General features: G+C 28.1%; 13 protein-coding genes, 1 tRNA gene and 1 other RNA gene. 6 read left to right on the forward strand and 9 right to left on the reverse strand.

What is annotated here, in order from left to right; all coding sequences use genetic code 11:
• Positions 1-1,557 carry a glucosyltransferase domain-containing protein gene (locus EQF90_RS00555; protein ID WP_134711263.1) on the reverse strand — a complete coding sequence of 519 codons (1,557 nt, stop codon included), beginning with the start codon at positions 1,555-1,557 and terminating at the stop codon, positions 1-3.
• A 179-nt stretch (positions 1,558-1,736) separates the two neighbouring features.
• Between EQF90_RS00555 and EQF90_RS00560 the strand changes: the two genes are divergently transcribed.
• The 3 genes from EQF90_RS00560 to EQF90_RS00570 all read left to right on the forward strand — a co-directional run bounded on the left by EQF90_RS00560 (position 1,737) and on the right by EQF90_RS00570 (position 6,239).
• The gene (locus tag EQF90_RS00560) at positions 1,737-2,624 is read left to right on the forward strand and encodes a J domain-containing protein (protein WP_134711262.1); all 888 of its coding nucleotides are present in this window, start codon (positions 1,737-1,739) and stop codon (positions 2,622-2,624) included.
• 1 nt (position 2,625) lies between these two features.
• The gene (gene clpB / locus EQF90_RS00565; protein ID WP_134711261.1) at positions 2,626-5,190 is read left to right on the forward strand and encodes an ATP-dependent chaperone ClpB; all 2,565 of its coding nucleotides are present in this window, start codon (positions 2,626-2,628) and stop codon (positions 5,188-5,190) included.
• Positions 5,191-5,486: 296 nt separating this feature from the next.
• Positions 5,487-6,239, forward strand: a complete 753-nt coding sequence (locus EQF90_RS00570) for a copper homeostasis protein CutC (RefSeq protein ID WP_134711260.1) — start codon at positions 5,487-5,489, stop codon at positions 6,237-6,239.
• A gap of 293 nt (positions 6,240-6,532) precedes the next feature.
• On the opposite strand, the gene phnE (EQF90_RS00575) is transcribed toward EQF90_RS00570, so the two are convergent.
• From phnE (EQF90_RS00575) to EQF90_RS00590, 4 genes are read right to left on the reverse strand one after another with little or no spacing between them, the layout of a single operon-like run.
• Positions 6,533-7,342 (reverse strand): phosphonate ABC transporter, permease protein PhnE, encoded by an 810-nt coding sequence (gene phnE / locus EQF90_RS00575; RefSeq protein ID WP_134711259.1) that lies wholly within the window; start codon positions 7,340-7,342, stop codon positions 6,533-6,535.
• A gap of 8 nt (positions 7,343-7,350) precedes the next feature.
• Complete coding sequence (phnE, locus tag EQF90_RS00580) at positions 7,351-8,172, reverse strand: phosphonate ABC transporter, permease protein PhnE (protein ID WP_134711257.1); 822 nt, start codon at positions 8,170-8,172, stop codon at positions 7,351-7,353.
• A complete protein-coding gene (gene phnC / locus EQF90_RS00585; RefSeq protein ID WP_134711255.1) occupies positions 8,172-8,939 on the reverse strand; it encodes a phosphonate ABC transporter ATP-binding protein in 768 nt (255 codons plus the stop codon). The genes phnE (EQF90_RS00580) and phnC overlap by 1 nt, the downstream gene beginning before the upstream one ends.
• 55 nt (positions 8,940-8,994) lie before the next feature.
• Complete coding sequence (locus EQF90_RS00590) at positions 8,995-10,044, reverse strand: phosphate/phosphite/phosphonate ABC transporter substrate-binding protein (RefSeq protein WP_134711253.1); 1,050 nt, start codon at positions 10,042-10,044, stop codon at positions 8,995-8,997.
• A 200-nt stretch (positions 10,045-10,244) separates the two neighbouring features.
• Here EQF90_RS00590 and EQF90_RS00595 point away from each other — a divergent pair, with 200 nt between their 5' ends.
• Positions 10,245-11,171, forward strand: coding sequence for a DNA-methyltransferase (locus EQF90_RS00595; protein ID WP_134711251.1), 927 nt, complete (start codon positions 10,245-10,247; stop codon positions 11,169-11,171).
• 511 nt (positions 11,172-11,682) lie between these two features.
• Here the strand turns inward: EQF90_RS00595 and ffs are convergent.
• An RNA gene (gene ffs, locus EQF90_RS00600) (signal recognition particle sRNA large type) lies at positions 11,683-11,950 on the reverse strand.
• Positions 11,949-12,041 (reverse strand) — tRNA-Ser (locus tag EQF90_RS00605). Before EQF90_RS00605 ends, ffs begins: the two co-directional genes overlap by 2 nt.
• Before the next feature lie 231 nt (positions 12,042-12,272).
• Between EQF90_RS00605 and EQF90_RS00610 the strand changes: the two genes are divergently transcribed.
• Both EQF90_RS00610 and EQF90_RS00615 read left to right on the forward strand, forming a co-directional pair.
• Positions 12,273-16,844, forward strand: a complete 4,572-nt coding sequence (locus EQF90_RS00610; RefSeq protein WP_134711249.1) for a S8 family serine peptidase — start codon at positions 12,273-12,275, stop codon at positions 16,842-16,844.
• 99 nt (positions 16,845-16,943) lie between these two features.
• Positions 16,944-17,549 carry a superoxide dismutase gene (locus tag EQF90_RS00615; RefSeq protein WP_134711247.1) on the forward strand — a complete coding sequence of 202 codons (606 nt, stop codon included), beginning with the start codon at positions 16,944-16,946 and terminating at the stop codon, positions 17,547-17,549.
• Between the two features lie 115 nt (positions 17,550-17,664).
• On the opposite strand, the gene EQF90_RS00620 is transcribed toward EQF90_RS00615, so the two are convergent.
• The gene (locus tag EQF90_RS00620) at positions 17,665-18,888 is read right to left on the reverse strand and encodes an AI-2E family transporter (RefSeq protein WP_134711245.1); all 1,224 of its coding nucleotides are present in this window, start codon (positions 18,886-18,888) and stop codon (positions 17,665-17,667) included.
• Between the two features lie 10 nt (positions 18,889-18,898).
• Entirely contained in the window at positions 18,899-20,140 is a 1,242-nt protein-coding gene (gene tyrS, locus EQF90_RS00625) for a tyrosine--tRNA ligase (protein ID WP_134711243.1), read from the reverse strand.
• Between the last annotated feature and the right edge of the window lie 92 nt (positions 20,141-20,232).

A 20,232-nucleotide genomic window follows, 5' to 3' on the forward strand; every position in this document is an offset into this window, starting at 1 on the left:
CTAATCTAGGTTTTTAAATTTAATATAAATTGTACCATTAATCATTTGAATAGAATTTTTGTCAGGATAATTGGGTAAAGCATTTATCATATCTTTAAGATGTTTATTTTCTTCATTTATTTCATCATAATCCTTTATTGGATTTTGGAAACCTAAAAATCTTACAGGATAATAAATAAATGAATAAAGTCTAGTTAAGTGATTTGCGATTATAAATGGTTCAATATCTTTAGTATCAATTTTTTCTGTGAACCATGTTCTTGAGTCCGGATTACCCCAAAACACTATTTGAGTTTTTTCTGTATAACCCTCAACAGATTCTATTCTTGAAATTATCCTATTTCCATAAGCATTTGAATTTTCGTTTGTAAGTCCTACCTTAAAATAAGCTTTATTTGTCACATATATATTGTTATAAACTGATAAGAATGATGTTAATGTCAATATTGCAATAGTATAATAAAGTAATTTTGGTATTTTATTAGAAATTTCAAATTTGTCACCAATCTTTAATACATAATCAATTAATACCAAAGGAAATATAAATACGACTGTGTATCCGTAGAGCATTCTTAACATTACGCCTGCTTGCCAAGACATGATGTAAATTATATTTATTGCAATAGGAAATACTAAAATTAAAAATACTAGTAAAAAAAGTTTTTCTTTGCACATTTTTGATTTTTTTACAATATAAATTAATAAATAAATTGTTAGTATAAATGCAAATATAAATAAATATGGCATAAATATAAAATGATAATTAAATTCTTTACCTATAAAGAAATTGAACATACCTTTGTAGGCACTAAATATAATTGTATGAATTTTATTAAGTGGGAGTGAGCCCATTGTATCAAGCCCTTTGTAGTCCACAAGTAAATGTCCAAAGATTCCTCTTGAAATAATTAAATATATAGCCAATGCAACGGTAAAACTAATAGCTGTTTTACAAAGCAAAATTATCATTTTTTTGAAATTATTATTTTCTTTAAATAATTCTACGATTACATATAAAACTATAAGACCTCCTGCATATCCAAGGTAAGTTTGGTAAATTCCAAGTGATAATGTCAATAAAATACTTGAAAATATAAATCCATTTTTATATTTTATAATAAAAAACGCTGCTAATCCCGCAAGCATTGCACCAAATTGATAAGCATCTTGACTATTCATAAAAGGCATTAATGAGCCAAGAGTAGGAAATGTTACTAATATGCCTGAAATCAATATTGTATTAATTTTGGATTTAATTTCAAACATTGATATTACAAGACATGACATAACAGCAGTATATACAATAGTTAAAAATCCATTTAACCAGGGTATACTAAATTCGCTGCTTATTGCTGCCGGAAATTGTAAAAACCATCGACCGGATGTTGTTCTGTCCATATTATCTACTAATTGAACTATATCATCTAAATTTACCCATTTATTTGTCATCATATATATATGACATATTAGTCCAATTATTATAGTAGAAATAAATGCTATTTTTATATTTTTTGACAATCCTTCATACCAATTTTTTAATTTTTGATGTATAAACATGATAACTCCTTATTTATTTATAAATATAATTATATAGAATTTTACTTTAATTTGCTATTGTTTATTATTTTTTATTGTAATTATTAGTAGATTTGGGTATAATATAATTAAAGTCAAAGATAGTCAAACAATTCTAAGATTTATAATAAAAGAAAAGTTAAAGAGATGAAGGAGAAAATATGAAGTACAGAGATTACTATGAAATTTTGGGAGTGTCAAAAAGTGCTACACCTCAAGAGATAAAAAAAGCATATAGAAAATTAGCAAAAAAGTACCATCCAGATTTAAATGGAGGGAGTGAAGAAGCTGCAGAAAAATTAAAAGAAGTAAATGAAGCATATGATGTGCTTTCAGATGAAAGTAAAAAACAAAAATATGATCAATTTGGATCAGCATATCATGATGGAATGAATTTTGATCCATCACAATATGGATACACATATACAAGCGGAACAGGTGGATTCTCAGATTTTTTTGAAACGTTATTTGGAAATGGAGGTTTTTCAGGAGCGAAAAATTTCAGAGGAGGATTTTCATCATCTGATATATTTGGTGGTTTTGGAGGAAGTAGTAGGAAACAAAGGAACCGATATGATTTAGAACAGTTCATTAGCCTTGAAGATGCATATAAAGGTGGAAATAGAGAAGTTTATGTATCATTACAAGGAAAAAATAGAAAAATAGAGATAAAATGGCCGGCAGGTATAACCGGTGGTAAAAAAATTAAAGTTAAAGGAGACAGATTTGGAATAGATGGAGATATTTATGTAAAAATAAATATTGAATCGAAAGATGAATTAGAAGGTATAGATATTATAAAAGATGTTGAAGTTTACCCTTGGGAAGCGTACTTTGGCACAAAGAAGACAATTGAAACATTGGAAGGTAAAATTAAAGTTAATATTCCAAAAAATATTCAAACTGACAAAAAAATAAAAATAGCAAAAAAAGGATTTAAGGACATGAAATCAAATATAGGAGATTTATATTTGAGAATAAAAATAGTAAATCCAATAAATTTAGATAAAGAAAAGGAAGAAATATATAGACAATTAATGGAGGGATAATATGGATATGAACAAATTTTCAAAAAAGACATTAGAATACATTGAAAAATCACAAAATATAGCAATTAAAAATTCAAATCCGGAAGTTAATGAAAAACATTTAGTTTTATCAATGTTTCTTGATTCGGATAGCTTAATCTATAGATTAGTAAATTTAATTACGGAAAAAAGCGATAAGATACGAAATGAATTAAAAGATTTAGTAGATAAAATGCCACAACAATCAGGTGGAAATTTAAGTGCTAATACTGTGTATCAAAGGGTATTATTAAAAGCTGAAGATGAAGCGGATGAAATACAAGATAGTTATATAGGAGTAGAGCATATATTTTTAGCATTGTTAAAAGAAAAAAATAATGAGGTAGTAGATTTATTAAATAAATATGGTATTACTTATAAAGTATTTAAGACTAAATTAGTAGAATTCAAAAAAGATAAACAAAATTCAGCGGGACAAGCGGAAAAAAGTAGCCTTTCAAAATATACAATTGATTTAACTCAAAGTGCCAGAGAAGGTAAAATTGACCCGATAATCGGACGTGATGAAGAGATAAGATCTGCAATAAGAATATTATCTAGAAGAACTAAAAATAATCCGGTATTAATAGGTGAACCCGGCGTGGGTAAAACTGCGGTTGTAGAAGGAATCGCTCAAAGAATTACAAATAATGATGTGCCTGAAAATTTAAAAAATGTAAAACTTTTAACTCTTGATTTAGCTGCTTTAATTGCCGGAGCTAAATATAGAGGAGAATTTGAAGAAAGATTGAAAGAAGTTATAAATGATGTTGAAAACTCAGATGGAGAAATCATTTTATTTATAGATGAAATTCATATGATAGTTGGTGCAGGTAAAACTGATGGTGCAATGGATGCCGGGAACATAATGAAACCGGCATTATCAAGGGGATTGATAAAAGTAATAGGAGCTACAACATTAAATGAATATAGACAATATATTGAGAAAGACGGTGCTTTAGAAAGAAGATTCCAGAAAGTTTTGGTTGACCAACCTTCAGTTGAGGATACTATTTCAATTTTAAGAGGTATCAAAGAAAAATATGAGATTCACCATGGATTAAGAATTTCTGACTCGGCGGTAATTTCAGCAGCAGTTTTATCAGATAGATATATTACAGATAGATTTTTACCAGATAAGGCAATTGATTTAATGGATGAAGCTGCAGCTATGGTAAAGACTGAAATAGATTCTATGCCTCAAGATATTGATGATTTGAGAAGAGACATTTTACAATTACAAATTGAGATAACCGCTCTAAAGAGAGAAACAGATGAGTTATCAAAGGAAAGATTAGAATTATTAGAAAAAGAATTGGCAGAAAAAGACTCTGTATATAATGAAAAATTTGCTAAATGGCAAGATTCTAAAAAAGTATTGGAAAAAGTTAATACTGTGAAAACCGAAATTGATAAGATTAAAATTGAAATTGATGAAGCGGAAAGAAATTATGATTTTGATAAATTATCAAGATTAAAATATGGAAAATTACCGGAATTACAAAAACAATTAGAAGAAGCTCAAGAAAAATCTAAAAATGAATCAGAGTTAAAAGAAGAAGTAACTGATGAAGAAATCGCAGAGGTAGTATCAAAATGGACTGGAGTACCGGTTACAAAACTTGTAGAATCCGAAAGAGATAAATTACTTCATTTAGATGATGAACTTCACTTAAGAGTAATAGGACAAGATGAAGCAGTTACATCAGTTTCAGAATCAATCATCCGTGCCAGATCAGGGCTTAAAGATGAAAACAAGCCTATAGGTTCCTTTATATTTTTAGGACCAACGGGGGTAGGTAAAACAGAACTTGCGAAAGCTCTTACTCAATTAATGTTTGATGATGAAAGAAATATTGTAAGAATAGATATGTCAGAATATATGGAAAAATATTCTGTATCAAGATTAATAGGTGCTGCTCCAGGATATGTTGGATATGAAGAAGGGGGACAACTTACAGAAGCTGTAAGAAGAAAACCTTATGCTGTTGTATTATTTGATGAAATTGAAAAAGCTCATCCGGATGTATTTAATATTTTACTTCAAGTACTTGATGACGGTAGACTTACAGATAATCAAGGACGTACAGTAAATTTCAAAAATACAATTATAATAATGACTTCAAATATCGGTTCACAATACTTACTTGAAGGAATTGATAAAAATGGAGAAATTAAACAGGAAGCAAAAGATAAAGTAACAAACGAACTAAGACATAATTTTAGACCGGAATTTTTAAATAGAGTTGATGAAATAGTTATGTTTAAGCCTTTATCAAAAGAAGAAATTTCAAAGATTATAGATTTGGAATTGACAAAAATCACAAATAGACTTTCACATAGAAAAATTACTATTAAGATGCATGATTCTGCGAAAGAATATATTATAGAAAATGCATATTCACCAATTTATGGAGCAAGACCGATTAAGAGATTTTTACAAAAAAATATTGAAACAGAAATCGGTAAAAAGTTAATCTCCGGAGAAATAACAGATAAGCAAGAGATAAGTATCCTTGCAGGAGAAGATGGATTGATGATAAAGTAAAATAAAATTCCCATTAACGCCACTAGTCCTCACTCCGTGAATTGCCCCCAAAAAGTTGTAATGTAAAAATACAACTCTATGGGCAGTTCACCTAAAGGAGTTGCGGAGGTGGCTACATGGGAATCTTATTTTATCTAATAGTATAATAACAAATTTTATCAAGTTTCATATTTATTTAAAATTTCAATAAATTCTCTAATGATTTACAAGTTAAATATTTTGAAAATTTTGTAACAGGTTGAAGATGTAAGTATTGTTGTATAATGGAAGTAAGAAAATGTAAATAGGATAAAAATATGAATCAAGTTAAAGTCGAACTATGCGTTGAAAACTATGAAGCGGCAAAATTTGCAGAAAAACTTGGATACGATAGTGTTGAAATAAATTCTGCTTTGTGTCTTGGCGGATTAACTCCAAGTGCTGGTGTAGTTAGAAAGATTGCTGAAAATATTAATATAAAGAAAAATTGTATGATTAGAAATAGAGCTGCAGGATTTTGTTACACTGATAATCAGTTTAGAGCAATGCTAGAAGAATTGGATATTTTATTAAATGAAAAAATAGATGGAATAGTATTTGGATTTTTAACATTTGACTTTGAAATAGATAAGGAAAAAACAAAAGCATTTGTTGAAAAAATTCATGATGCAGGGAAAATAGCAATCTTTCATAGAGCTTTTGATAATACAAATAATCCATTCCGATCAATTGAAAATTTGATAGAATTAAATGTAGATAGGGTATTAACAAGTGGACAGACTCCGAGTGCATTGGACAATATGAGCTTAATTAAAGAGCTTATCCAAAAATATGATGATAAAATTGAGATAATTTTAGGTTCTGGAATTAATCCGGATAATGCAATTGAATTGATTAAAACTACCAATGCAAGATACATTCATAGCTCATGCAAAAAGAATTATGAAGATATTACTACTAAAAATAATATAGATTATACAATTTTTGGTAATTTTGGAAATACATATATAGATATTGACGTGGAAATTGCTGAAAAATTAATTAAAATTGTAAAATCACATAACATTTAAAAAATATTTTTAAATAAAAAATGTTATAAAAAGGAATTACCAATAATTTCTTATAAAATTTATTACATTTGATTGTATAAATTTTGGTATCGCCATTTAATATATACTGTCAAAATGTAATTTTATGTGTCCAGCTTATAGGTAGTAGTTTAAGTATAATCATAAAAATTGAAAATAAAAAAATAAAAAAGTTGTTTCAAAATGAAAAATTAAGAGGACGCCAAAAAGTTGGAATTAAAATTCAACTTAGAGGGTGTCGGTTCAAAATATCATTTGAAACAACTTCTTTAATTTTAAAATCCTTTAATTAATCTAGCTCTAATTCTTACTGAGAAGAATTCAATTATTAAAACTAAAGCAACAAGGCAAATTAGAATTGACCCTGCTTGATTCCATTTATATGCGTTTATTGCAAATATTAATGGTGCACCGATACCACCTGCCCCTACAAGGCCTAAAACGGTTGCATCTCTAAGGTTTATATCAAATCTGTAAATGATTGTTGACATAAACATTGCATAAAGTTGAGGAAATATTCCATATCTTATTTTTTGGAATGTTGTTAATCCCATTGCTGATAGAGATTCTAATATATTTTCGTTTATATCCATTATTGATTCAGCAAATAATTTACTTATCATACCTATAGATGTTACAGCCATAGTCAATACTCCAGCGAAAGGTCCAGGCCCAACCATTCTTATAAATAAGAGACCATAAACTAGTGCAGGGATTGTTCTTATTAATATTAAGAATAATCTTATAGCGTAAGCAACATATTTTGGTACAATATTTACTGAAGTTAAAAATGAGAATGGTATTGCTAAAATTGCCCCTAAAACTGTACCTAAAAAAGCTATAGCCATTGTCTCAACAAGTAAATAAGGAATTCCTTGTTTTGTTAAGTTTATTAAGTTTAAATCAGGAGTTAATATTCCCTTAAATATGTTGCCTACAATTCCCATGCTTTCTTTTGTTGCACCGGCAGATTGTAATCCTAAAAATGACCAAACTAAAAGTCCTGTAATTATTAAAATATTAATAATTGTTTTAATTCTCGTGTTTGGTTCTTGTTCTAATTTTTTTAATATTTCTTCATTCATAATCTACCTCACACAAATTTTTTACGTAAAAATAAGCTTATACCTTCTATTATTACTATTGTTATTAAAACAAGAAGAAGTATAGCTCCCAGGTTGCTATATTCTCTAAGACCGATATTGTGTTTAATTAATATACCTACACCTCCGGCACCAACATATCCTAAAATTGCAGCATATCTTACATTGCCTTCAAAGTTATATAATGCGGTTGCGAAAAATGTAGGTAATACTTGAGGTAATACAGCTTTTATAAATGCCATATATCTTCTATAGCCCATAGATATTAATGCCTCAAAAGCTCCCATATCTACATTTTCTATTTGTTCGTAAATTATTTTTCCTACATATGAAAATGAATAAATAAATATAGCTACCGTCCCCGCTTTTGATCCTATTCCAAATATAAATGTTGCAATTAGAGCATTTACAATAGTAGGGATTGTTCTCATTATGGAAAAAATTGTTCTCATAATCCAATTTGCAAATTTATTATTCATCATATTTGATGAAGCAATATATGCAAAAGGTATTGAAGTTACAGCTCCTAAAAATGAACCTAAAAGAGACATTTTAATTGTTTCAATTAGGGGATCTACTACTTTTGGTAAATATCTAAAATCCGGATTAAATAAATCTTTAAGTATTAAACTCATTTGATGAAATTGTTTTATAATTCTTTCAAATGAAAATTGTGTAAAATGAGCAGATAGTATTAACAGAATTAAAATTAATGGAGCTATAATTATAGCTCTGCTTCTTTTTTCTTTTACAATTGTACCATTTGGCAAGGTATAAATTTTGGGTTTTAAAATTTTATCGTATAAGTTCATTATAAAGCTCCAGACATTTCTATTTCATCAGCTTTTTCACCATAAATAGTTTTTAAAACATCATCATTAACGTTTTTAGCCGGTCCATCATAAACAATTTCTCCATCTTTTATACCGATTACTCTTGAAGCATATTCTAATGCTAAATCAACATGATGAATATTAATTAAAATTGCTATGTTATTTCTTTGATTGATTTTTAGAAGATAGTCCATAACCTGTTTAGCTGTTACAGGATCTAGGCTGGCAACCGGCTCATCAGCTAATATTATCTCAGGTTTTTGAGCTAGAGTCCTAGCTAAAGCAACTCTTTGTTGTTGTCCACCTGAAAGATGATCAGCTCTTACATATGCTTTATCTAAAATATCCACTTGTCTTAATGCATCTAAAGCTTGAATTTTCATTGATTTTGGGAAAAATCCAAACATGGATCTAATAGGATCTAAATCAGGAACAAATCCGGCTAAAACATTATTGATAACTGTTGTTCTGTCAACTAAGTTAAATTGTTGAAATATCATACCTATGTTTCTTCTAAATGTTCTTAAATCTTTACCTTTCAATTCTGAAACATTTTGATCATTTACTGTAAGTCTACCTTCTTCAATAGGAATCATTTTATTAATAGTTCTTATTAAAGTGGATTTACCGGCACCTGAACGTCCTATTATCGCAATCATCTCTCCCGCTTCAATAGTAAGATTTATATTTTTTAATGCCTTGAATCCATTTGGATATATTTTACTAACATTTTCAAATTTAATCATTTTTTCCTCTCATAAAAAATGGGCTAAGCGAACTTAGCCCTTATAAAACATAATTTTAGTGTTTAGTCAATTTTTTCATTAATTTTTGAGCATCTCTTTCTTTATTGTAATCTTCAGATTTTGCTTTTTTGTATCCGAAGTGGTTATAGATGCTTATAACTTTCTTACCTTCTTCAGTTTTAGCTAAGTTAATAAATGCATTTGCTAATGCTTCTTTGAATTCAGGAGTCATATTACCTGATTGAGCATTTTTTGATACAGAAACTGTATCGTTATAAATTTTATCTGAAACACCTATAATATTTGTATCTTCCCAAATATCTTTTGGACCATTGTATTGTTTTACCCATTTATTAGCGTTATCAATTCTTGCATCTGTAAATGCAACGATGACATCAAGTTGACCGGTTGCTAATTGAGCTAAAGCTGTATTGTATGAATCTTGTTCAACAACAGTGCTTAAATCAGTAATTCCTTTTCCATAATTATCTTTTAACCATAAATATGGATAAATGTAACCTGCAGAAGATGAAACACCTCTAACGCCCCATTTTGCAGAGTTTAAATCTTCCCATGTTAGTTTTTCGCCTGCATTAACTTTTTTAGCTAATTCTTTTCCTTTTTCAGAAGGACCTGCTAAAATCATCGATCTATAATATGTTACTTCCTCGTTTACAAGTTTTGTAGGTTTATTTGCATTCCAATCTTTAGCTTTTTCAGAATCGTTATTGTAACCTTTTCTTGTAGCTGTTAATAGAACTTCAGCACCATCATCATATAATACATATGTTCCACCAGGAATTAGACCAACATCAATAGAACCTGCAGATAATGCTTCACCAGTTGCTTCATATGATGTACCAACAGAAATTTCAACTTTTTTTACATTATAACCTTGTTTTTTTAAGTGTTTTTGTAATAATCCTTCAAGTGGCTTTGTTTGACTTATAATGTCTTTAGGATCTCTTGAAGGTACAAATTGTACTGTCAATTTTTCAATAGTCTTACTGTTAGTTCCCTTATCTTTTGCTTTTTTTGTTGTTGATGGTTGACATGCTGATAGCACCATTACCATAACAAGCAATAAAGAAATGATTTTTTTCATTTTTCCTCCTAAAATTTTACTATAATTAAATTATATCAAAAATAATAAAATAATTCAGAATAAAATTATAATTTTTATGTTTAATGTGATTAAATCAGTATTTTAATTGTTACAAAAAAGTTATCTTTTTTAATATATTCTTGACATAAAAATATTTTATAAATATACTAAACATAATTGATAGATAGAGGGAAAATATTATGAAAAAAAAATCATTAAAGAATAAGACAATAGATTTTGATTTGAATGTAGGGGAGAAGTATCTTAAAAATGCTGTTTATTTTGATAATTCACTTAAATTCACTGATTTAATAAATAAAAATATTATAGGAGATACATTTAACGTTTTAGATCATATAGAAAATAATTCAATAGACCTTTTAATTGTAGACCCTCCATATAATCTAAGAAAAAATTACCACGGTAATATTTTTAACGAAAAAAACACAAAAGAGTATGCTGATTATACAGAAAAATGGATATCTAAAATAAAACCTAAATTAAAAGATAAAGGTAGCATATATGTATGTTGTGATTGGAAATCTTCAATGATTATAGGATCAATTTTATTAAAATATTTTAATATTAAAAGTAGGATAACTTGGGAAAGAGAAAAAGGAAGGGGAGCAAAGTCAAATTGGAAAAATTCTTTGGAGGATATTTGGTTTGCAACGAATTCTGAAGAATATACATTTAATATTGATGCTGTAAAGAAAAGAAAAAAGGTTATAGCTCCTTATAAAGAAGAAGGGAAACCAAAAGATTGGAAGGATGATAAAAATGTAAAATACAGGGACACTCATCCATCAAATTTTTGGGATGATATAACTATTCCATTTTGGTCAATGCCGGAAAATACAGCACATCCAACTCAAAAACCGGAAAAACTAATTGCTAAATTGGTCTTAGCTAGTTCAAATGAGGGGGATTTAATATTAGATCCATTTATGGGATCAGGTACTACTTCGGTTGTATGTAAAAAATTAAATCGCAAATTTATAGGAATAGAGCAAAATGAGTTATATGTTTCTTGGGCTGAAAAAAGATTATTAGATGCTGAAGATAATATAGAAATACAAGGGATTAAAGATGGAATTTTTTATGAAAGAAATTTTAATTTAAAATAATAATTTATGATAAATAGAGGTTGTTGCAAAAATAAATTTTTTATTTATTTTTTAATAGTTCTTCTAATAATAAAATTAATACTCAAATTAATTAGTTTTTTAGTGAATATTTAATTGTATTACTAAATAAAAAAAATATTAATATTGGATTATTTTTAACAACATTATCAAAATCATCTCAAAAATGACATAATGTCCTTGATATGGGTAGTAGTTTAAAATTTACAACTTAATTAAAATACCTCTCAAAAATCAAAAAATGCAAAAATGAGATGTAAAATTGATTAAAATCATCAAGATTTATTCATTAAAAAAATCCCCACAAAATTTAAGATTTAAAACTTGAGATAATACTGTCTATATGAATTAAATTTTTACAAATTACAATCTATTATTTATTTTGCAACATTGAGTAATTTTTATTTACGTGCTTTTTAAACGGGCTTTCTAATTTAAAAATAAAAAAGATAGTACATAAAAAGGGAGACTGTACTATCTTTTTTTTATATGTATGCACACCCAGTATCGGCTTAAAACCCGCTGCTGCTTTCAGACTAGTTAGCTCGAGAAAGGCTACCTCACGGCACACAAGAGGGACTACTTAATGCTGCTTCCTTCCGGACCTGACATGGTTCATAGATTCTTGTTGCATGAGACCATCCTGTCAACACCACTTTTTAAGCGCATATCAACAAATTATCAAGTCTCAATCTGGGAATTCAACCCCGCTATAGCGGATTGCGGGTGACAGGGTACCGCTACCACCCCGTTTAGTGCTGGCGGAGAGTGAGGGATTTGAACCCTCGGTACGACTAATTATCGTACACATGATTTCCAATCATGCACCTTAAGCCACTCGGACAACTCTCCAAATATTCAAATTTACTTATTAATTATATAAGAATAAAATAAATAAGTCAATATTTTGTGAAGAATTATTGATTTAAATGAGAGTATAATTATTAAATTTGATATATGTTATATATAAATCGATTATAAAATTAAGCTGCACTTTACTTTTAATTTAGTTTAACCTAAAATAAAAGTTTACAAAGGCGAACACTTATTTTATAATGTTTTATATGAAAACGAGGAGGTATAATGAATAAAACGAAGAAAATTTATATAAGGCTAATTAGTTTTTTACTTGCGTTGTTTATTATTTTTACAGGGTTGGGGCAAATTTATGCAAAAAAATTATTTAAGACCCCGGAAAATAATAAAGTTAGCGGTAAATTTTTTAATAATATTATAGAAAAAGAGTTTGAGGACGCTTTTAATAAAACTGATTATGTAGAATATATTATAACTATGAAGAAAAAACCTGAAATAAAAAATGATTCTAAATCTCATGAAGTTGTACAAAAACTTTTAGATACTGCATTAGAAGATCAGGAAGATATTATAGAGGCAATAAAAAAGGAAGTCAAAAATGGTAATATAAAAAATTATGAATCTTTTTTTATAGTAAATAGTATTTTTATAGTTGGTAATAAAAATTCGTTTCAACTGTTATCTAAAAGAAATGATGTAGAAAAAGTTGTTTTAAATAAAAAAATAAATATAGAACAAAATTATACTAAAAACAATTTTGAGGGAAAATATTTCAAAAGAGATTATGTTGAAAATAATGATATTTCAAAAAAACATATTCCATGGAACTTAAAGAGTATATCTGTTCACAAAACTTTTTCAGAAGGTTATAAAGGAAAAGGTATAGTTGTCGGCATAATTGATTCAGGTGTTGATGTAAATCATCCTGCATTAAAGTCATCATATAGAGGAAATGATGAAGATAAGAAATATTACAGTTTTTTTGATGCTACAACTGGAATAAAAGGTGGAGAACCAACTGATGCTACAGGGCATGGAACTCATGTTGCCGGTACGATATTGGGAAATGATCCTGATGGGAATTCACTTCTTGGAATAGCACCGGAAGCAAAATGGATTGCTGCCAAAGTTTTTGATAAAGATGGGGAGACAACTCCAAAGCAATTGCTTGATGCAGGACAATGGATGCTTGCACCGACTGACCAATTTGGGAATGCACATCCAGAAATGGCACCAAAGATTATAAATGCTTCATGGGGTGGTAATTCAGAGGATGAATTTTTTAGAGCAATTTTACAAGCGTGGCGTAAAGCTGGGATACTTCCTGTATTTTCAGCAGGCAATGCAAATGCTTTTAATGAAGGAGGAGAAGGTTCTATAGGAACACCTGCAAGTTATCCTGAGGCTTTTTCTGTTGGTGCTATAAGAATGGATGATAAAGTTGCAAAATTTTCTTTAAGAGGGCCAAGTAAATATGCTGATGGATTTAAACCTGATATAGTTGCTCCTGGAGTAAATATTAAATCTTCAATAAAAGGAAATAAATATGAAATAAGAACGGGGACATCTATGGCTAGTCCTCATGTAACAGGAGTTGCAACACTTATATATAGTATAAAAAATGATTTTAAGCCGGAAGAAGTTGAAAAGATATTAAGAGAAAGTGCAACTGCACTGACTGATGATGATTATGTTTCGAGTCCTAATCATGGATATGGATATGGTAAAGTAAATGCATATAAAGCTGTTAAGATGGCTGAAAAAATTAAAAAAGATGAAAAATATAGATTTTCTAAAATAAAAGGGAAAATAAACGTTAGAGGAAAAGACACAGATGATGTAAAAATAAATCATACACCTATGAAGACAATGTATAGGGGAAGGCCTTTTGATATTATTGCTAAAGTAAGCGATGATACATATGTAAAAGGAGTTAAACTTTATATAAATAAAAAAGGAAAATGGGAAATAAAAGATTTTAGTTTATATAATGGAAATAAAAAAGAAGGCAAATATTCAGTGAAAATATTACCTGAATTTTTAGATACTGAGAAAATAAAATATTATATAGAAGCTATTGACGGAGATGGAAAATTAACAAAAACTCCTGAATATACAGTAGAAGTAAAAGATGGGATAAGTATAGGATATAAGCAAAATTTTGAAGAAAATCTTGACGGAATTGAATATGGAGGAAAAACTCCTTTTTGGGATTGGGGTAATGTTAAAGACGAGGTTAATAAAAATGTAAAAGCAAAAAGTAAGGTTTTATCTACAGGTTTAGATGGAAACTATAAAAGACTAAATAATCCTGTATTTGTATTACCTACTGTTGATTTAACAAAAGAATTGGAAAAACAAGCAGCACTCAAATTCAAGCATTTTTATGATTTAGATAATGGAGAATATGCATTTTATGATACTGTAGAAGTTTGGATAGGAGAAGTTCCTAAAAATTTGACAGATAATGAAAAAATAGACTACAAAAGAATTAAATCCTATACTAATTCTTCAAAAAATTGGGTAGAAGAAAATATTGATTTATCTTCATATAAAGGAAAGAAAATTTCTATAATGTTCGGTTTGAGAATTGGAGAATATAGCAAAAAAAATAAATTGGGATGGTTTATTGATGATATAGAAATAGTTGAATCTTTGATTGAAACTCCAAGTTATCCAACACAAGATATAAGCTTAGATTATAGAAATCAACAGATAATATTTAATTTTAAAGCTGTATCTAATAATAAAATTACAAGATATAATCTTTACAGATCCGGTTTAAAAGACGGTAAATTTGAAAAAGTATCTTATTTTGATATAAGTGAAAGTAAAAATTATATAACATTAACAGATAATCCTAAAATAAAAAAAGGGACATACTATTATTATGTTACTTCTTCAATTGGAGAAAAAGAAAGTTTGCCATCTAAGGTATTTTCACATACATTTACTGAAGGAAAAGAAATTTTTAGTTACGATTTTGAAAAAGATGATCAAGGATGGATTTCTAAATCGGATAAAGGAATTAAATGGACTAGAGGTAAAATTGATGAAAAAGAATTAAGCGAAAATGAAGTAGGCAAAAGACCCACACCTTCTCAAACTAAAGGTAAAAATGAAGGAAGTCCCAATGTTTGGGGAACTGAATTAAATGACTTTAGAAAGGAAAATTCAGAGTATATCTTAGAGTCTCCTATTATGGATTTGTCTAAGTTGAAAAAAGCAAGACTATATTTGCAAATGTGGTTTAATACTTCCGGAAAATCAGGCTCTGATGATTATGGAAAATATAATAATGACATAGGATATATAAAAATATCAAAAGACAATGGAAATAAGTGGCATAATTTGTTTGAATTAAAGGAAGAAAATATAGATAAAAAAAATATTCATGGGGTAAATCGAAATAAATCAAATTGGTTTACTGATGGTTTTGATATACCTAAAGAATATTTAACTGATAATGTTAAAATTCAGTTTGTATTAAAAACAAATTCTGACATGAATGATAATAATAGTGGGGGTTGGTATATAGATGATGTATCAATAAATGATATATCTCCTGATAATATAGAACAAAATAAAGACATAATATACAATCTAAATAATTTATCAGTAGAAAATGTAAAAGAAAGTAATAAAGATACTAACCAAATATCATTTGGAGAATCTGCAACTATAATGATAGAAGAAACAGGTGTTTATGTAAATAGTGAAAAGGGAAGCGGAGAATATGAAATAATTCACCCTGAAGGAGAATATACACTTGTTGTTAAAGCTAAAGGATATAAAACACATAGAGAAAAAGTATTATTTAAGGAAGGCCTGGATCAAGAAAAAGACATTTTACTTAATAAAGCAGAAAAATTTTTATTAAATCTTTCCGTTAAAGATGATAAAGGTAAAAAAATAGAAAATCCTGTTATACAAATATATGATGAATATAGATTTGAACCTATACAAAAATATATATCCAATTCTATAAATAATGTGGCTATTGAAGAAGGATTATATAAAATACTAGTTACAGCTAAAGGCTATAAGAGTGAGTTGGATCGAGAAGTATTTATAAGAGGAAATTTAAATAGAGATTTTGTATTGAAAAAAATAAAATTAAATGGATCTTATGAAAAATACTATGATGATGGAACAGCTGAAAAAGGATTGCTAAATATAAAACCGGATCAAAAGGTAGCTGCAAGATTTGTTGTAAATAAGCTTAGTCAAATTAATTCTGTAAAGTTGATGTTTAAATCTAATAACAATAAATCTATTGGTAAGATTTTTAATATAAGTGTTTATGGTAAAAACAATATAGATCTTCTTCCTGGTAGAGTTTTGTTAAAAAATTTCGATGTTAAAGTCGATAAAGTAGAAGAATGGCAAGAAGTTATTTTACCTGAAAGTATTCAAGTTGATGATGAATTTTTTGTAGCATATAGTCAGAAAGATGATACTTCAAATGGTCCTGTACTTGGTATTGATGAAGATACTAAAGGATTGGGGAATTATTATAAAATGATTAATAATGCATGGAATGAACCGAGTGAAGTAGGAAGCTATATGATTAGAGTAAATTTATCAGAGATAGATTCTGATAAAGATTTAAATAATAACACTATTAAAAAAATGATAAAAGAAGATTTCAATAAAGGTAAGGATGATAATATAATTCAAATACTGAAAAATGATAATTTCAGCCAAAAAATAAATAATTATAATGTAGGTGAAAATCCAAAAACTTCAGATGATTTTATATTATATTTTCCTGTTTTAATAATGGTGTTAGGATTATTCGGCATTAAAAGTATAAAAAACATTAAGGAAAATTTATGATTTTAAATTTACTAGTAATTAATATTTTGTGTTATTATATTTAAAAAGGGTATATATTTTATATAAAATATTTAAGATTAAATTCTAAGGGAGGGATTTATGAAATTTGAATTACCAAAATTACCATATGCATATGATGCATTGGAACCATATATAGACGCAAAAACAATGGAAATACATCATGGTAAGCATCATGCTGCTTATGTAAATAATCTTAATAAATCTATTGAAAATTATAAAGATTTACAAGAAATGACATTAGAAGAATTAATTAGTGGTATTGATAAACTTCCATCTGATATACAAACGGCAGTTAGAAATAATGGTGGAGGACATATAAATCATTCATTTTTCTGGGAAATATTAAGTAATGATGGTTGTAAGGCACATGGTAATCTAAAAAAAGCTATTGAGAAGAAATTTGGTTCAGTTGACAATTTTAAGGATGAGTTTTCAAAGGTTGCAGTAGGAAGATTTGGTTCAGGATGGGCGTGGTTAGTAATAGATAACGGTGAATTAGAAGTTATGTCAACCGCAAATCAAGATTCTCCATTAATGGAAGGGAAAACTCCAATAATAGGGTTGGATCTTTGGGAACATGCGTATTACTTAAAGTATCAAAATAGAAGACCGGAATATATTGATGCATTTTTTTATGTAGTTAACTGGAAAAAAGCTGAAGATATATATAATCAGTCTATGTAACAAGTTTTATGATAAAACGTAAAAATAAAAAAACATTTATTTATAAACAAATTGAGGCTGTTGCAAAATAACCAAAAATGTTATTTTGCAACAGCCTCAATAATATATTATTGTTTTATTTTTTATTTGAATATTTTTTTGAATTTTGATTAAATTTGGGTGTTACACCGTTAATTTTCATACAAGTAAAGTTAATTAGAATATTTATAATAATAACAAAAGGTACAGATAGTATCATTCCCCAGACACCAAATATACCACCTCCAATTATTATTGATATTAAAATTACGACTTCATGTATACCTGAAGATACACTCATCAATTTTGCACCCACTATATTTTGTTCTATCCATTGAAGTACAAATGATAAAAATCCGATCCATAAGAATAGTATGGGAGATTTTATAAGTGCAAATGCAAGAGCTGGAACTGTTGCAAGTATTGGTCCAACATATGGAATAATATCAACAAACATAGTAATTAATCCGATTATCAAGGCGAAGGGTATGCCGAATATTTCTAACATTATCCAGGTGGCCACACCTATAAATACAGACATCAACGCTCTACTTTTTATAAACTCAAACATCGCAAAATTGATTTCTTTATATAAATATTTTGCATCCGGTCTAATTTTTGGTGGGATTAACGAATACACTGATTTTATAATTTTATCTTTATCTACTATAAAATAATAGGTAATAATAGGAATAAGAACACCTATGATTATTGCTTCGATACTTCCCTGTAAAGTTGTAATTAATGTAGAAATCCATGTAGGAATAGAATTACTTGTACGTAAAAGATAGTCATTTACATTTGTTCTAAGTGATTCTAAAACTTTAGGATTAATGTTCCAATTTTGAAGTGTGTCATTTATTGATATCAATGCCTTATTTATCGAACTTGGAAGAGATACGATAAAGTTGGTAGATTGTTTAATCAAATCAGGAATTATTGCTATTCCTAGAAATACAAAAATTAACAGGATGGAAATATAGGTAATTATTGTGCCCAGACCTCTTTTAATTCCTTTTTGTTCTAGATAATTAACTATAGGATTTAGTAAGTAAGCTAATAATACAGATATGAATACGGCGAAAGTGGTGCTTCCTAATATAGGGTATTCTTTATACATAGCTTTTACAAAAACTATAAGCATACCTATTAAAATAATTTTAAGTATATTTTTCCAGTTTATATTAATTTTTCTTTGTTCTTCAACATTTTTATTTCCTATATAAATTAAATAATATGAACTAAGTCCAACAAAAACTATTATCAATAGAAATAATACATATTGTAAAAATGGTGCTATTGTACTGTTTTTTAAAAACATAATACCTCCATTATGCTAAAACGATTCTATGAAATACTTTTTTACCTTTTTGAATGATTAAATTGTTTTTAAAATCCTTTTCTGATAATTCATAAGCTATATCTTCAACTTTAGATTCATTTAGTTTGATTCCACCTTGTTGAATTAATCTTCTGGCTTCACCATTTGATTTTGTTAACCCAACAAATGTTAACATGCTTAGTAATCCTTTATTATTTTCAAAATCTTCTTTTGAAATTTCTGTAGTTGGCATATTTTCATCGATAGCACCTTTTGTAAATAATGCTTTAGATGTTTCAAGAGCTTCTTTAGCCTTTTCTTCACCGTGAATCAATTTTACAATTTCGTATGCCAAAACTTCTTTAGCCTTATTTATTCTTTCATCATTGTGTTTTGTTAATTCTTCAATTTCTTCTGTTGGTACAAATGTTAATAACATCAAGAATTTCTTAACGTCTCTGTCATCTGAATTTCTCATGTATTGGAATAATTCATATGGAGAAGTTTTTTCTTCGTCTAACCAAATAGCACCCTTCATGGATTTACCCATTTTTACACCATCAGCTCTAGTTAATAGCTTAAATGTCATAGCATAAACTTGTTTATCTTCATGTTTCTTTACAAGTTCAGCACCACCAAGAATGTTTGACCATTGGTCAGAACCACCCATTTGAATCATACAACCATATTTTCTATTTAATACTAAAAAGTCATATGATTGCATTAGCATATATGAAAATTCAAAAAATGTTAAGCCTTTTTCCATACGATTTTTGTATGCATCTTTTTTCAACATTTCATTAACGTTGAAATGCACACCGATTTCTCTCATAAAGTTTAAAAAATTTAAATCTAATAGCCAATTTGCGTTATTATCAATGATTGCTTTTCCATCTGAAAAATTAATGTATTTTTGGAATTGATTATAGAATCTTTGAGCATTGTAATCAATTTTTTCTTTTGTCATAACCATTCTCATATCAGATCTTCCTGATGGATCCCCAATCATAGTAGTACCACCGCCAAGTAGAGCAACAGGAATGTGTCCGTGAGCTTGCATTCTCATCATTACCATTACCTGAATCCAGTGACCAAGAGTCAATGAGTCAGCAGTAGCATCAAATCCGATATAAAAAGGAACTTTTTCTTCAATTAATAATTTCTTCAAGTCTTCTTCATGTGTACAATGATCTAAGTAACCTCTTTCAACTAGTTCATCATATACACTTTTATGTTTAATCTCGTATTTCATCTTTTCCTCCGCAAAATTGTATATATTTTATATTGTATAGCAATATTGAAATATAGTCAATTAAAGGATTATTTACTATATTATTAATAAGT

The organism is Helcococcus ovis, assembly GCF_004524775.2.
Taxonomy (GTDB): Bacteria; Bacillota; Clostridia; order Tissierellales; family Peptoniphilaceae; genus Helcococcus; species Helcococcus ovis.

What these genes read in the sequence shown, in the direction of transcription:
- EQF90_RS00555 (WP_134711263.1), bottom strand. Translation starts at nt 1,557, where the DNA reads ATGTTTATACATCAAAAATTAAAAAATTGGTATGAAGGATTGTCAAAA.
- EQF90_RS00560 (WP_134711262.1), top strand. Translation starts at nt 1,737, where the DNA reads ATGAAGTACAGAGATTACTATGAAATTTTGGGAGTGTCAAAAAGTGCT.
- clpB (WP_134711261.1), top strand. Translation starts at nt 2,626, where the DNA reads ATGGATATGAACAAATTTTCAAAAAAGACATTAGAATACATTGAAAAA.
- EQF90_RS00570 (WP_134711260.1), top strand. Translation starts at nt 5,487, where the DNA reads ATGAATCAAGTTAAAGTCGAACTATGCGTTGAAAACTATGAAGCGGCA.
- phnE (WP_134711259.1), bottom strand. Translation starts at nt 7,342, where the DNA reads ATGAATGAAGAAATATTAAAAAAATTAGAACAAGAACCAAACACGAGA.
- phnE (WP_134711257.1), bottom strand. Translation starts at nt 8,172, where the DNA reads ATGAACTTATACGATAAAATTTTAAAACCCAAAATTTATACCTTGCCA.
- phnC (WP_134711255.1), bottom strand. Translation starts at nt 8,939, where the DNA reads ATGATTAAATTTGAAAATGTTAGTAAAATATATCCAAATGGATTCAAG.
- EQF90_RS00590 (WP_134711253.1), bottom strand. Translation starts at nt 10,044, where the DNA reads ATGAAAAAAATCATTTCTTTATTGCTTGTTATGGTAATGGTGCTATCA.
- EQF90_RS00595 (WP_134711251.1), top strand. Translation starts at nt 10,245, where the DNA reads ATGAAAAAAAAATCATTAAAGAATAAGACAATAGATTTTGATTTGAAT.
- EQF90_RS00610 (WP_134711249.1), top strand. Translation starts at nt 12,273, where the DNA reads ATGAATAAAACGAAGAAAATTTATATAAGGCTAATTAGTTTTTTACTT.
- EQF90_RS00615 (WP_134711247.1), top strand. Translation starts at nt 16,944, where the DNA reads ATGAAATTTGAATTACCAAAATTACCATATGCATATGATGCATTGGAA.
- EQF90_RS00620 (WP_134711245.1), bottom strand. Translation starts at nt 18,888, where the DNA reads ATGTTTTTAAAAAACAGTACAATAGCACCATTTTTACAATATGTATTA.
- tyrS (WP_134711243.1), bottom strand. Translation starts at nt 20,140, where the DNA reads ATGAAATACGAGATTAAACATAAAAGTGTATATGATGAACTAGTTGAA.